This is a genomic window from Bacteroides muris (ex Fokt et al. 2023), from assembly GCF_024704895.1.
Classification (GTDB): Bacteria; Bacteroidota; Bacteroidia; order Bacteroidales; family Bacteroidaceae; genus Bacteroides; species Bacteroides muris.
On the sequence record NZ_JAMZEE010000021.1, the window covers coordinates 26,811 to 40,884 of the forward strand.

At 48.7% G+C, this 14,074-nt stretch carries 11 protein-coding genes; 4 read left to right on the forward strand and 7 right to left on the reverse strand.

Going from position 1 to position 14,074, the window contains the following annotated elements; genetic code table 11:
- Positions 1-82 precede the first annotated feature (82 nt).
- The 4 genes from metF to M1B78_RS10080 all read left to right on the forward strand — a co-directional run bounded on the left by metF (position 83) and on the right by M1B78_RS10080 (position 4,131).
- On the forward strand, positions 83-1,036 hold the full coding sequence (metF, locus tag M1B78_RS10065; protein ID WP_176468497.1) for a methylenetetrahydrofolate reductase [NAD(P)H]: 954 nt from the start codon (positions 83-85) through the stop codon (positions 1,034-1,036).
- 72 nt (positions 1,037-1,108) lie between these two features.
- A complete protein-coding gene (gene holB, locus M1B78_RS10070; RefSeq protein ID WP_136009750.1) occupies positions 1,109-2,236 on the forward strand; it encodes a DNA polymerase III subunit delta' in 1,128 nt (375 codons plus the stop codon).
- A 67-nt stretch (positions 2,237-2,303) separates the two neighbouring features.
- On the forward strand, positions 2,304-3,668 hold the full coding sequence (locus M1B78_RS10075; protein WP_257940601.1) for a PSP1 domain-containing protein: 1,365 nt from the start codon (positions 2,304-2,306) through the stop codon (positions 3,666-3,668).
- Entirely contained in the window at positions 3,646-4,131 is a 486-nt protein-coding gene (locus tag M1B78_RS10080) for a gliding motility lipoprotein GldH (RefSeq protein ID WP_257940588.1), read from the forward strand. The genes M1B78_RS10075 and M1B78_RS10080 overlap by 23 nt, the downstream gene beginning before the upstream one ends.
- Positions 4,132-4,405: 274 nt before the next feature.
- Here M1B78_RS10080 and rodA read toward each other — a convergent pair whose 3' ends face one another.
- The 7 genes from rodA to M1B78_RS10115 all read right to left on the reverse strand — a co-directional run bounded on the left by rodA (position 4,406) and on the right by M1B78_RS10115 (position 14,060).
- The gene (gene rodA / locus M1B78_RS10085) at positions 4,406-5,863 is read right to left on the reverse strand and encodes a rod shape-determining protein RodA (RefSeq protein ID WP_257940602.1); all 1,458 of its coding nucleotides are present in this window, start codon (positions 5,861-5,863) and stop codon (positions 4,406-4,408) included.
- Between the two features lie 63 nt (positions 5,864-5,926).
- Positions 5,927-7,783 carry a penicillin-binding protein 2 gene (mrdA, locus tag M1B78_RS10090; protein WP_136009747.1) on the reverse strand — a complete coding sequence of 619 codons (1,857 nt, stop codon included), beginning with the start codon at positions 7,781-7,783 and terminating at the stop codon, positions 5,927-5,929.
- A gap of 19 nt (positions 7,784-7,802) precedes the next feature.
- Entirely contained in the window at positions 7,803-8,306 is a 504-nt protein-coding gene (gene mreD, locus M1B78_RS10095) for a rod shape-determining protein MreD (RefSeq protein WP_257940589.1), read from the reverse strand.
- 53 nt (positions 8,307-8,359) lie between these two features.
- Positions 8,360-9,202, reverse strand: coding sequence for a rod shape-determining protein MreC (gene mreC / locus M1B78_RS10100; RefSeq protein WP_257940590.1), 843 nt, complete (start codon positions 9,200-9,202; stop codon positions 8,360-8,362).
- The gene (locus tag M1B78_RS10105; protein WP_005828544.1) at positions 9,202-10,224 is read right to left on the reverse strand and encodes a rod shape-determining protein; all 1,023 of its coding nucleotides are present in this window, start codon (positions 10,222-10,224) and stop codon (positions 9,202-9,204) included. Before M1B78_RS10105 ends, mreC begins: the two co-directional genes overlap by 1 nt.
- A 115-nt stretch (positions 10,225-10,339) precedes the next feature.
- Positions 10,340-11,863, reverse strand: coding sequence for a bifunctional phosphoribosylaminoimidazolecarboxamide formyltransferase/IMP cyclohydrolase (gene purH / locus M1B78_RS10110; protein WP_136009744.1), 1,524 nt, complete (start codon positions 11,861-11,863; stop codon positions 10,340-10,342).
- Between the two features lie 160 nt (positions 11,864-12,023).
- Positions 12,024-14,060: a M13 family metallopeptidase gene (locus M1B78_RS10115; protein ID WP_257940591.1), complete on the reverse strand. Its 2,037-nt coding sequence runs from the start codon at positions 14,058-14,060 to the stop codon at positions 12,024-12,026.
- Positions 14,061-14,074: the final 14 nt, after the last annotated feature.

Consider the following 14,074-nt stretch of genomic DNA (forward strand, 5'->3'; position numbering starts at 1 on the left):
CCGGCATTTCTCATTTCTTTTTCGTATTTTTGTTCCCAATGTGCAAGTTTCTTGCCAACCGGACAAAGATAACGAAAAAGAAATGAGAGTAATCGACCTGATAAACAGTAACGAAAGAACAGCTTTTTCCTTTGAAATATTGCCACCACTGAAAGGTACAGGCATCGAAAAGCTGTATCAGACCATAGATACGTTACGGGAATTCGACCCTAAATATATCAACATCACCACGCACCGCAGCGAATATGTGTACAAAGACCTCGGCAACGGATTGTTCCAGCGGAACCGCCTGCGCCGCCGCCCCGGAACCGTAGCCGTAGCCGCTGCCATCCAGAATAAATACAACATCACCATGGTGCCACACATCCTTTGCAGCGGCTTCACCCGCGAGGAGACGGAGTACGTGCTGCTCGACCTGCAATTCCTCGGCATCACCGACCTGCTGGTACTTCGTGGGGACAAGGCAAAGCACGAATCCTCGTTTATCCCCGTGGGCAACGGTTATCACCACGCCATCGAACTACAGGAACAAATCAATAACTTCAACAAAGGCATCTTTGTGGACGGCTCCGAGATGAAAGTCACCAATACCCCGTTTTCATACGGTGTGGCATGCTATCCGGAAAAGCATGAAGAAGCTCCCAACATGGATACTGACATCCACTGGCTGAAGAAGAAAATGGAAATGGGTGCGGAGTATGCCGTGACCCAGCTCTTCTACGACAACCGGAAATATTTCGACTTCGTGAAGCGCGCCCGTCAAGCCGGTGTCACCATCCCGATTATCCCGGGCATCAAGCCCTTCAAGAAGTTGTCACAACTTAGCATGATACCCAAGACGTTCAAAGTAGATTTGCCCGAGGAACTGACCCAAGAGGTTCTGAAGTGCAACACCGATGCGGAAACTCAGCAAGTGGGTATCGAATGGTGCGTGCAGCAGTGCAAAGAGCTGATAGCCCATGGCGTCCCAAGCCTCCACTTCTACTCGGTAGGAGCCACAGACAGCATCAGGGAAGTAGCCAAACAAATCTACTAAACAATGGATGACTGATAGTTGACAATTGGCAACTGGCAGTGTCACAAGTAATAACTCATAACTAATTAACCCGTGTTCAGTTTCAAGGAGATAATAGGTCAAGAGGCAGCCAAACAAAGGCTGATACAAGAAGTGCAGGAAGGACGCATCCCCCACGCACAACTTTTCTGCGGCTCTGCCGGAGTAGGAAAACTCCCATTGGCACTTGCCTATGCCCGCTATCTCTGCTGTCCCCACCGGACGGAAACCGATGCATGCGGCACCTGCCCTTCCTGCGTGAAATGGAACAAGCTGGTGCATCCCGACGTACACTTCGTATACCCTATCGTCAAAAGCGCCAAAGGGAAAAAGGAAGTCTGCGACGATTATATCGCCAACTGGCGACGCCTTCTGCTGAACAGTCCCTATTTCGGGCTGAACCATTGGCTGAACGAAATGGATGCCGAGAACGGACAAGCTATCATCTACGCCAAAGAGAGTGATGAGATAACTCGCAAACTCAGCCTGAAGTCCAGCGAAGGAGGTTACAAAGTGACCATCGTATGGCTACCCGAAAAAATGCACGAGGTCTGCGCCAACAAGCTACTGAAGCTACTGGAAGAGCCACCCGAAAGAACGATATTCCTCCTCATCTCCGAAGCTCCGGAAATGATACTGCCTACCATCCTCAGCCGCACGCAGCGCTTCAACATCCCCAAGATTGAAGAAGCCGACATAGCCGAAGCCCTGCAGCAGAAATACGGAGTGCAGCCCCGCGACAGCGAGACGATAGCCCATCTGGCAAACGGCGACTTCATCAAAGCGCTGGAAACCATCCACCTGAATGAGGAGAACGAACTGTTCTTCAATCTCTTTGTCAGCTTGATGCGTCTCTCCTACCAGCGCAAGATACGGGAAATGAAACAATGGAGCGAGCAACTTGCCGCCATGGGACGCGAACGGCAGAAAAACTTCCTGGACTACTGCCAGCGTATGACCCGCGAGAACTTCATCTACAACCTGCATCGTAAGGAGATGAACTACATGACGTTGCCCGAACAAAACTTCGCCACCCGTTTCGCCCCCTTTGTCAACGAACGGAATGTCATGGGTATCATGGACGAACTAAGTGAGGCACAACGCCACATCGAGCAGAACGTAAACGCCCGCATGGTGTTCTTCGACTTCTCGCTAAAGATGATTGTGCTGTTGAAACAATGAAAGGTGGCAAAACAATGAAATGCAAAGTATCAAATAGTAAATAGTCAAATAGTAAATAAATCAGATGATGGAATTTAAACTACATAACGGAAGCGGAGGCCTGTGCTGCAAGAGTTGCGGCAGGCAGGACAAGCAACTGAACACCTACGACTGGCTGGCAGACATTCCGGGCAATGCCAATGAAAGTGAGCTGGTAGAGGTTCAGTTCAAGAATACTCGCAAGGGTTATTTCCGCAACAGCAACAAGATACCTCTGGAGAAAGGCGACATCGTAGCCGTAGAAGCCACCCCCGGACATGACATCGGTGTGGTAACCCTGACCGGACGACTCGTACCGCTACAAATGAAGAAGACCAATATCAAGTCCGAGGCAGACATCAAACGCATTTATCGCAAGGCGAAACCTGTGGATATGGAGAAGTACAACGAGGCAAAAGCCCGCGAACACTCAACCATGATACGTTCGCGTCAGATAGCCTTAGACCTCGACCTCAACATGAAGATTGGCGACGTGGAATATCAGGGAGACGGCAACAAGGCCATCTTCTACTACATCGCCGACGAGCGGGTGGACTTCCGCCAGCTCATCAAAGTTCTTGCCGACGCCTTCCACGTACGCATCGAGATGAAACAGATAGGCGCCCGCCAAGAAGCAGGACGCATCGGTGGCATCGGTCCTTGCGGACGCGAACTCTGCTGCGCCACCTGGATGACCTCCTTCGTATCGGTATCTACCAGCGCGGCGCGTTTCCAAGACATATCCCTGAATCCGCAGAAGCTTGCCGGCCAATGCGCCAAGCTGAAATGCTGCCTCAACTACGAAGTGGACTGTTACGTGGAAGCACAAAAGCGTCTGCCCTCACGTGAGATTACCCTGGAAACGAAGGATGGCGAGTTCTTCTTCTTCAAGGCTGACATCCTGAGCAATCTGATAACCTACTCGAGCGACAAGAATATCCCCGCCAACCTGGTGACCATCAGCGGCAGACGGGCTTTTGAGGTCATCGGCTTGAACAGACGCGGCATCAAGCCCGACAGCCTGACAGAAGAAAACCATCGCTCCGAACCTAAAAAGCCGGTAGACTTGCTGGAACAAGAGAGCCTCACCCGCTTTGACCGTAACCGTAAAGGCAAGGGTGGCGGTGACGGCAACGGTGGCGAAAACAGCAACAACAACCGTAACAGGAAAAAGAAAAAGAGTGGAAACGGTCGTCCGCAACAGAGTGCTCCCCAAGCCAACAGTCAGAGAGAACAATCTTGGCAAGACCGGCAACCGAGGCAAAAACAAGACCGGCAAGCATCCAAACTGGGTGACCAGCAACAAGGCGAACGTCAACAAAGGAACAATAACAACCGTCGTCCGCCCCGTAACAATAAGCCTAAACCTCAAGGTGAAAGACCTGCCCAAAATGACAAACCGACTCAAGAATAGAAATCTCTGCCTGAAAGGTATCATACTACTGTTTGCCGCAAGCCTGCTGAGCGCTTGCGACAAACAGACTGTATACCATTCCTTCCAATCCCTCCCCACCAAAGGCTGGTTGCGCAAAGACACACTCTCTTTCGACGTGAAGGTCACCGACTCACTGACCTATTACAAACTGTCTTTGGAAGTTCGTAACCGAAGCAACTATCCTTATCAGAATCTACCTCTATCCATCTGCTACACCACCACAGATTCCATCCCGGCACCTGCAGACACCATACAGCTAATTCTGGCAGACAAAGAAGGAGTCTGGAAAGGTGACGGCTGGGGAGGTCTCTATCAGACTGCCGTTTCCGCAGGAAGCATTCGAATCGGCAAACCCGGCATCTACCTTTTTAAAGTGGCCTATACGCTACCGGACGACAGACTGCAAGGAATCAACGACATCGGAATCAAACTGAAGAGATAGGAGCTCCCTATTCTGCTTTATTACCTTTTCTAACAACTGTCTCAATCTCCCACTCACATCTCCTCGAAGGGGAAACTGACGAGGTCTCATAACCGGCCCTCTTACCTCATAGCGTTACGTCTTTTACGCCAAGATGTAACGGCCATTACACCAAAATGTAAAAGGCGTTACAATACAGCGTAAAGAACGTTACAATATGATGTAAACAATGTATAAATGCAATACAATGACAATCAAGCCCATTCGCATATTCCACAAGAAAACGGAATCACAACTAAATTCGGCGATTACGTCCCGCATCAATCCGTAGGAAGATAAACAACAGGATAGTGAACCCCCAAAGAGACGAACCTCCATAACTGAAGAAAGGCAATGGGATACCGATAACAGGAGTCAGTCCCAGCACCATACCTATATTGATGAATAAATGAAATAAGAATATGCTAAGCACAGAGTAGCCGTATACCCGGCCAAAGGGAGATTGCTGCCGCTCGGCCACAGCAATCAGCCGTAAGACAAGAATAAGGAACAGTAACAGTACAGCCGTAGACCCTACGAATCCTTCCTCCTCGCCCACGGTGCAAAAGATGAAGTCCGTATCTTGCTCCGGCACATACTTCAGCTTTGTCTGCGTACCGTTCAAGAAACCTTTGCCGGTCAGGCCCCCGGAGCCAATGGCTATCTTCGACTGGTTTACGTTATAGCCGGCACCTGCAAGGTCCTCCTCCATGCCAAGTACCACCTTGATACGTATCTGCTGATGAGGTTCCAGCACTTTATTGAAGAAGTAGTCGCTGGAGTAGAGAAAACCTATCGAACCCAAGGCAAACAGCCCGATTAGAAAATAAGATAAATGGCGCTCGCTTAAAGAAAGAAAGATAAGATACCCGACAACAAGTGCACAAAGCCCCCACTGTACCCACACCAAGTTGAAGGGTACCACGTATTCCGAAGTCAGATAAGCCACAAGTAGCAGTCCCAACGAACCACCAATGATATTCCGCGTGGGTTCCCAACGCTTTTTATAAACCCACACCATGCCTCCGGCAAAGAGCAGCACCATCAGCAGCACGGCAAACTCTCCGATAGGCGTCGGCGTATCGGCAATCATTACCGCATCAAAACGGATGCCCACTACAAAGTAGACCACCGCACATATACCCGAAAAGAGCACCACGCCCGGCATTCCCTCCCGATAAAGCATCAGAAAAAATGCAGAGTACACCAATGCCGAACCCGTCTCCCGCTGCAGGATAATCAGCAACATGGGGAAGAGAATCAGAAAAGCCAGCATAAGGAAGCTTTTCCAGTTCTTCATCGTAAACGAGTAGGCACTCATATACTTGGCCAGCGCCAGCGCCGTGGCAAACTTAGCAAATTCCGCCGGTTGCAAACTGACCGGTCCCAGGATAATCCACGACCGCGATCCTTTCGTGTCGGGCGCAATGAATATCGTGACAATCAGCAACAGCATCAGCCCTATATATATAAGGTAGGAGAACATGTCATAGAGGGAATCGTCCAGCATCAGCAATACAAACCCCAGCCCGAAGGAACATATAATCCAGACGAACTGCTTGCCGGCACGGGTGGAGAAGTCCAGAAAGTCACGGTCACCATAATCATAACTCGCTCCACAGACACTGAACCAGCCGAATACAATCAGCAGCAGGTAAACGACAATCGTCACCCAGTCCAATGATTTCCACATACTATCTTTCCGCGTCACCAATTTATTCACTATTTTACGATTTACAATTTACGATTGGAGTTACTCATCCTTGATTCCTCTCCATCATCTCTCCTCATCACCGTAGAGTATCACACGGTTGCTGAATTCTTCTGCCCGTATCTCGTTCTCGGGCGACAGTTTTCCATGCAGGTACTGATCCATCATCATTGCACCGATAGGCACTCCATACGTAGCACCGAAACCACCGTTCTCCACATACACCGCAATGGCTATCTTGGGATTATCCATCGGGGCAAAGCCCATGAAAACGGAATGGTCTTTGCCACGGTTCTGCGCCGTACCCGTCTTACCACACACCTCTATACCGGGCAAGATAGCACCTGCCACACGGCATGTCCCTCCCGTAACGGCGGCACGCATACCCTTCACCACCATCTCATAATACTCACGGTCGACAATGGGATAGCGGGGATTACGATAAAGAGTGTCGAGCTCATTGTCCTCTATCTCCTTTACGATATGCGGAGTGATGAAATGTCCCCGGTTGGCAATGGTCGCACCCAAATTAGCAATCTGCAACGGAGTAGCGGTAATCTCACCCTGCCCGATGGAGATACTGATAACTGTCAGCCCGTTCCAAGAGCCCCGATACGTCTTATCATAAAATTGGGCATTGGGAATAAAGCCACGCTGCTCACCAGGAAGATCGGTACCGAGCCGATAGCCGAACCCCTGCGACACCATGTGGTCTTTCCATACCGTAATCGCATTCTGTGGCGAACCATACTTCTTGTCACCGAACATACGGAACAGCCCCCAGCAGAAATAAGAGTTACACGAAGTGGCGATGGCAGGTACCAGTGGCAACGGGGAGCCATGCGCATGGCATCCTACATGCAAACTTCCATAGTTGAAGCCATGCGCACAAGGATAAGCCGGATAATCCTCATGAATAATCTCTTCCTGAAGGAACGTCAGCGCCTGAGCCGTCTTGAAAGTAGAACCCGGAGGATATGCCCCCATAATGGCACGGTTCAGCAAAGGTTTCCGCTTGTCCATCTGCAACATCCGGTGATTTTTTCCGCGTTGCCGCCCAATCATCAGATGAGGGTCGAAGGAAGGCGAAGAAACCATACAGAGAATCTCGCCCGTAGCCGGTTCGATGGCCACGATTGCACCGATTTTATTCTGCAGCAGGCGTTCGCCCAGCATCTGCAAGTCTATGTCCAACCCCAAGGTCAAGTTCTTGCCCGGCACGGAAGGACGATCCAACTGTCCATTCATGTAGCGCCCCTGAATACGTCCATGGGCATCACGCAAGAGGATTTCCACCCCTTTTTCTCCACGCAGGTACTTTTCATAAGACTTCTCGATGCCTTGCTTGCCTATATAGTCACCACGGATATAGTAATCATCGTTCTCTATATCACGCTTGGACACCTCAGCAATATCCCCCAACGCATGTCCGGCAGAATTATAAGTATATTGGCGGATGGTGCGCCGCTGAATATAGAAACCCTGAAACTTGAACAGCTTCTCCTGAAACACGCCGCACTCCTCGGCAGAAAGTTGCGTCATAAACACCTGATGGGTGTATTTGGAATAACCGGGATTCATCCAACGGTTCTTGACGTCCTTCATCCGTTTGTCAAACTGTTCACGGGTGATGTTCAAGGCGCTGCAAAGGTCGAGCGTGTCCAACTGTATCACCTCCCGCGGAACAAACGTAATGTCGTATGCCGGCTGGTTAAACACAAGCAACTTACCGTTACGATCGTAGATAGCCCCGCGCGAGGGATATTGTATCTTGTTCAGAAAAGCGTTGCTGTCGGCATTCTTCTTGTAGTCATCGGTCATAATCTGCAAGTCGAACAACCGGAACACGTAAATAATAACGATGACAATAGCCGCCGCCCCAATTACATATTTCCGCTTTTCTAATGTATAATCTTTCATCAATTCCTAATCCTTAATCCCTTTATCCTTTCTTTCTTATCCCCTCAACAGCCATAATGCAGGTCACAGTAAGCAGGGTACTTGTCGCGATTCTCAACAACAGCGTACCGATATGGGCAAAAGAGAAAAATTCGAGGGCAAGCAACAAGCCGTGATGTATCAGCACACTCACAACCAAATATTTCAGAAAAGGAAGAATCCCCATTGTACGGATAGCCGGAACCAGTGTATCCAGCGTGTCACGAGGCACGAATAAGCGCAGGAAAACGGGACGCAAGAAAGCCAGGAACACCGTAGCAGCAGCATTCATCCCCGGCGTGTCGGAAAAGACATCGACAGCCAAGCCCAAGAAAAATGCCCACAACATCAACGCATTGCGGGGAGTGTCCGACTCAAACTTCAATATCAGGTAAATGTACAGAAATGGAGTGGCATATCCTGCTATATGCACATTGTTCAATATCAGTACCTGCAACAGTACCAAGCCTATGAACCATCCTATTTTATGCAGATAATTAACTAACAATGTTATCTTTTTTTACGCTAAACGATATATCATCAATCATCAATCACCAATTACTACTCTTCCCCCTTTGCTTCCAATGCCTTTTGCTCAGCTTGCCCGGTGCGGGATATGACACGCACATTGCTCAGCTTTCCAAAGTCCGTAGCCAGCTTTATCTTCAACAGATAGGAAAGCCCGTCGTGCGAATCGGACATATCATCCACCGTCCCCACCATGACACCTTCGGGAAACACCGTAGAATAACCACTGGTCACCACCGTATCTCCCAGATTGAATTCAGCATGCCGGGGCAAATCCTTCAGATAGGCAAAACGGGAGTCACCTCCCTCCCATTTCAGATAACCGAAATAATCACTGCCCACAATCTTGCTGCTGATGCTCGACTTGCTGTTCAACAACGGAATGACCAACGAATAATGGGGAGAGGTCTTATACACAATGCCCACCACGCCATTGGCATCCACCACTCCCATCTCAGGACGGATACCTTCCGTCGTTCCACGGTCTAAAGTGATGTAATTATCAGCCTTGTTCAGGCTGTTCTTTATGACATTCGCCTTGAATACCTGATACTCCGTAGGAGCAAGCCGTTCCATACTGTACAGTCTGGCGGAGTCCAATCCTTTTTCTTTCAATACATTTTCCAGAAAGGAAAGTCGCTGTTCCAACCACATATTACGGTCGAGCAAGTCCTCATTGACCGTCTTCAAATGAAAATAAGAAGTGATGCCACCCGATAGCTCATAAACCTTCCCTGTCACGCCATTGGCAGAGGTGAAATACACACTCTGCTGGTAATGGTTGAAGCGAAATAATAAAATAAAACTGGCTACCTCTAACAGAAGAAAGAGGAACCAGTAATTATATTTAATGAGAAAGTTTAATAAATTCCGCATTACCGCATCAGGAATGAGAAGCGGTCAACATTCTTCAATGCCACGCCCGTACCTTTGGCAACGGCATGCAAGGGGTCTTCCGCAATGTGGAACGGTATGTTTATTTTATCAGTCAGACGCTTATCCAGGCCACGAAGCAATGCACCGCCGCCGGCAAGGTAGATACCGTTGTGGACGATGTCGGCATACAATTCGGGAGGTGTATTCTCCAATGCACTCAAGATGGCAGTCTCAATCTTAGAAATAGACTTCTCCAAGCAGTGCGCCACTTCCTGATAGCATACCGGCACTTCCATGGGCAATGCCGTGATGCGGTTCGGACCATGAACGATATAGTCTTCGGGAGCATCTTCACCAAGTTCCGTCAAGGCGGCACCTACATTAATCTTAATACGCTCAGCCATACGCTCGCTGACCTTCACGTTGTGCTGGCGGCTCATGTATTCCTGAATATCGGCTGTCAGGTCATCACCGGCAATACGGATGGAGTTGTTGCTTACGATACCTCCCAAAGAGATAACGGCAATTTCCGTAGAGCCACCACCTATGTCAACAATCATATTGCCTTCGGGAGCCTCCACGTCGATACCGATACCGATGGCAGCGGCCATCGGCTCGAAAATCAAATAAACGTCGCGCCCGCCGGCATGCTCGGCAGAATCGCGCACGGCACGCAACTCCACTTCGGTACTGCCCGAAGGAACTCCAATCACCATGCGGAGTGACGGAGAGAAAAGACGGTTACGGTTGTTCACCATCTTGATAAGTCCGCGTATCATCTGCTCGCAAGCATAGAAGTCTGCAATCACACCATCACGCAGCGGACGGATGGTACGTATGTTTTCGTGGGTCTTTTCATGCATCATCTTTGCCTTGTCACCCACGGCAATCATTTTATCGGTACGACGGTCTAAGGCCACCACCGAAGGCTCATCCACCACAATCTTGCCATTCGTGGTGATGATGGTATTGGCTGTGCCAAGGTCCATCGCTATTTCTTGTGTAAAAGAGAATAATCCCATTAATATTTACGATTTAACTATTTACGATTGATATTCCTTTTGTTTACAATTTGAGATTCAGACTTACGATGTAACTTCAATCGTAAATCGTAAATCGTCAAATCGTAAATCCGAATTAGTGCTTAAAATGACGGAATCCGGTAATTACCATGGCAATACCATGTTCGTTGCAATATTCAAACGAGAGTTCATCCTTGATACTCCCACCCGGCTGGATGACAGCAGTTACTCCCTCGTTACCGGCAATCTCCACACAATCCGGGAAAGGGAAGAACGCGTCACTCGCCATTACTGCACCATTCAGGTCGAAACCAAAGTTCTTGGCTTTCTCGATAGCCTGTTTCAAAGCATCCACACGGCTGGTCTGACCTACACCGCTTGCCAACAGTTGCTTGCCTTTTGCCAGCACAATAGCATTCGACTTACTGTTCTTCACAATTTTGTTTGCAAAGAGCATGTCTTCAATTTCTTGGGCTGTGGGAGCTTTTGTGGTTACAGTCTTCAACTCTTCAGGAGTTTCCACCTTAAGGTCGCGGTCCTGAACCAATACACCGTTCAGCAGAGAGCGGAACTGCTTCTTAGGCAGAGCTGCCGACTTGCGAACCAAGATAATACGGTTCTTCTTCTGACCGAGAATTTCCAACGCATCCACATCATAATCGGGAGCAATAATCACCTCAAAGAAAATTTTATTGATTTCTTCGGCGGCAGTCTTGTCTATCACACTGTTCGTGATGAGTACACCACCGAAAGCAGATACCGGGTCACCGGCAAGCGCATCGTTCCATGCTTCCAGTACAGTGGGACGTGAAGCCAACCCGCAGGCATTGTTATGTTTCAGGATAGCGAAAGTAGTATCTTTGAATTCATCAATCAAGTCAACGGCAGCATTGATGTCGAGCAGGTTGTTATAAGAGATTTCCTTACCGTGAATCTGGTCGAACATAGCATCAATATTGCCATAGAAATAACCTTTCTGGTGCGGATTCTCACCGTAGCGTAAAGTCTTCTGGCTGTTGGCAGAACAACGGAAAGCGGAACTTTCCTCGCCATCAAAATAGTTGAAGATAGCAGAATCATAGTGTGAAGACACTCCGAACGCCTCTTTGGCAAACCAACGACGCTCTTCGATGGTAGTAGTGGCCCCGTGTTCCATCAGCATGTCACGGAACGGCTGATATTGTGCCTGCGAAGCGATGATAACCACATCATTGTAGTTCTTGGCAGCAGCACGAATCAGGGAGATACCACCTATATCAATCTTTTCGATGATGGCCGGTTCTTCGGCACCACTGGCAACTGTAGCCTCAAACGGATAGAGGTCAACGATGACGAGGTCTATTTCGGGGATTTCATATTTTTCAATCTGTTGCATATCCTGCTCCAGTCCACGGCGGCAAAGGATGCCTCCGAAAACCTTCGGATGCAAAGTCTTCACGCGTCCACCCAAAATGGAAGGGTATGTAGTCAGGTCTTCCACTGCCTTGCAGGGATACCCCAGGGATTCTATAAACTGACGGGTTCCACCGGTTGAGAGGAACTCTACACCTTCTTCATGCAGTTTGGTAATGATTTCGTCCAAACCTTCCTTATGGTAAACTGATACCAGAGCTGTTTTGATTCTTTTTGTTTCAGACATGGATTTGCGTATTAAAGTATGCGTATATTAGTATTTGATGTGCAAAGTTACAAATTTTGTTTATTCATACATACATTCATACACAATAAATTAGGTATAATTAAAAAAGGCGGCATCTGTTTCCAGTCTGCCGCCTTTTTTTAAGGGCCATTTTGTTGGTTTACCAAATAGATACACGTTTTTCTACCGGCAAGAACATCGGGTCTTTTTCTGTCACATTAAATGCCTCATACCAAGCACCTATTTGCGGCAGTGCACCGTTTACACGCCATTCGCCCAATGAGTGCACATCACTTTTTGTGCGGTTCAGCACTTCTTCGGGACGGATATTGTTGCCCCATACACCTGCGTATGCCAGGAAGAAACGCTGTTCGGGAGTGAAACCATCCAACACCGGCAACGAATTGGTAGCCGTAGCTTTCTTGAATGCCTGATAAGCAACCTGCAGGCCACCGTGGTCGGCAATATTCTCACCCAATGTCATGCGTCCGTTGGCATATACGCCCGGAGCAACCTCAATGCTATCGAAGAAGTTTACCATCACCTGGGCACGTTCGTCAAAGTTCTTGGCGTCTTCAGCAGTCCACCAGTCTTTCAGGTTACCGTCCTTGTCGTACTGGCGGCCTTGGTCATCGAATCCATGAGTCATTTCATGGCCGATTACCACACCGATGGCACCGTAGTTAAAGGCGTCATCTGCATTCATATCGAAGAAAGGATATTGCAGGATACCGGCGGGGAAACAGATTTCATTGGTAGTGGGGTTGTAATAAGCGTTGACAGTCTGCGGAGTCATCAGCCACTCGTCCTTATCCACCGGCTTTCCGGTCTTGGCTATCATTTGGGCATGGTCCCACTCATTGGCACGCTCCATGTTTGCCCAATAAGAATCGTCCTTGATTTCCAGCGTGGAGTAGTCTTTCCAAGTGTCGGGATAACCAATCTTCACATGGAAGGTAGCCAGTTTTTCCAGAGCTTTCACCTTGGTAGAATCACCCATCCAGGCAAGATTCTTGATACGTTCGCCCAGGCTTTCCTGCAAGTTCTTCACCAAAGTAACCATACGTTCCTTGGCAGCAGCAGGGAAATATTTCTCCACGTACATCTGACCTACAGCTTCACCCAGCGCACTGCTTACAGTGCTTACCGCTCTCTTCCAGCGGGGCTGCATCTCTTGTGTACCGCTCATGGTGCGGCTGTAGAAGTCGAAGTTCTGTTCTGCCATAGCATCGTTCAGCAAGCTTGCGGCAGAATCAATCAATTTCCATTGCAGATAAAGGCTCTGCTGTTCAATAGGCAACGTATCCAGAATATCGGCAGCAGCTTTCAGCGAAGCAGGCTGGCCTACGATAATTTCCTTCACATCCTTCAATCCCATGGCAGACAAATAAGCATTCCAATCGAAAGTAGGATAATTCTGTTTCAGCTCTTCCATGCTCATTTTGTTATAATTGGCATGCGGGTCACGCAACTCCGTACGAGAGCGGAAAGCCTTGGCAAGACATGTTTCCACATCCATCACCACCTCCATACCTTTCTTGGCAGTAGCCTCGTCAAAACCGGCCAATCGATACATCTTCTGTACATGCGCGCGGAAAGCATCACGAATTTTAGCAGTAGCCTCATCGTTTTCCAGATAGTATTCGCGTTCGCCCATGCTCAGCCCGGTCTGATAGGTCTGTACAGCATTCATGCTACTGTTCATTTCGTCAGCGCCAACATACAGCACGTTGTAGGCGATGATACCTTTCTTCTGCATATCGCCCAGCAAAGCATAAAGCTCCTTCTTGTCCTTCAAAGCAGCCAGCTGGTCAAGTTCAGCCTTGATGGGGGCTACACCGTCCTTGTTCAGCTTCACGCTGTCCATTACGATTTTGTACAAGTCACCGATTTTTTGTGCCACACTACCGGCTTCGTGCTGGGTGGCGGCAAGTTCTTCAATCAGTCCTTGAATCTGCTTACGGTTGTTTTCTGCAAGGATAGTGAAAGAGCCGTACTGTGAGTACTCAGCAGGAATCGGATTGTTCTTCATCCAACCGCCACATGCGTATTGGTAAAAGTCAGTTCCGGGTAGAGCCGTCGTGTCAAGATTGGCGAGCTGGATGCCTGCTGTAAGTTCAGCCTGCTGCTTGCCGGTGTTGCAGGATGCCGTCATCAGACAGAACGCTGCAATAGGTAACAAATGATTTGCTTTCATAAATATATAAAATA

Coding starts and splice junctions, on each gene's coding strand:
- M1B78_RS10080 (WP_257940588.1), top strand. CDS start 3,646: ATGACAAACCGACTCAAGAATAGAAATCTCTGCCTGAAAGGTATCATA.
- mreC (WP_257940590.1), bottom strand. CDS start 9,202: ATGCGGAATTTATTAAACTTTCTCATTAAATATAATTACTGGTTCCTC.
- M1B78_RS10075 (WP_257940601.1), top strand. CDS start 2,304: ATGGAATTTAAACTACATAACGGAAGCGGAGGCCTGTGCTGCAAGAGT.
- M1B78_RS10105 (WP_005828544.1), bottom strand. CDS start 10,224: ATGGGATTATTCTCTTTTACACAAGAAATAGCGATGGACCTTGGCACA.
- metF (WP_176468497.1), top strand. CDS start 83: ATGAGAGTAATCGACCTGATAAACAGTAACGAAAGAACAGCTTTTTCC.
- purH (WP_136009744.1), bottom strand. CDS start 11,863: ATGTCTGAAACAAAAAGAATCAAAACAGCTCTGGTATCAGTTTACCAT.
- M1B78_RS10115 (WP_257940591.1), bottom strand. CDS start 14,060: ATGAAAGCAAATCATTTGTTACCTATTGCAGCGTTCTGTCTGATGACG.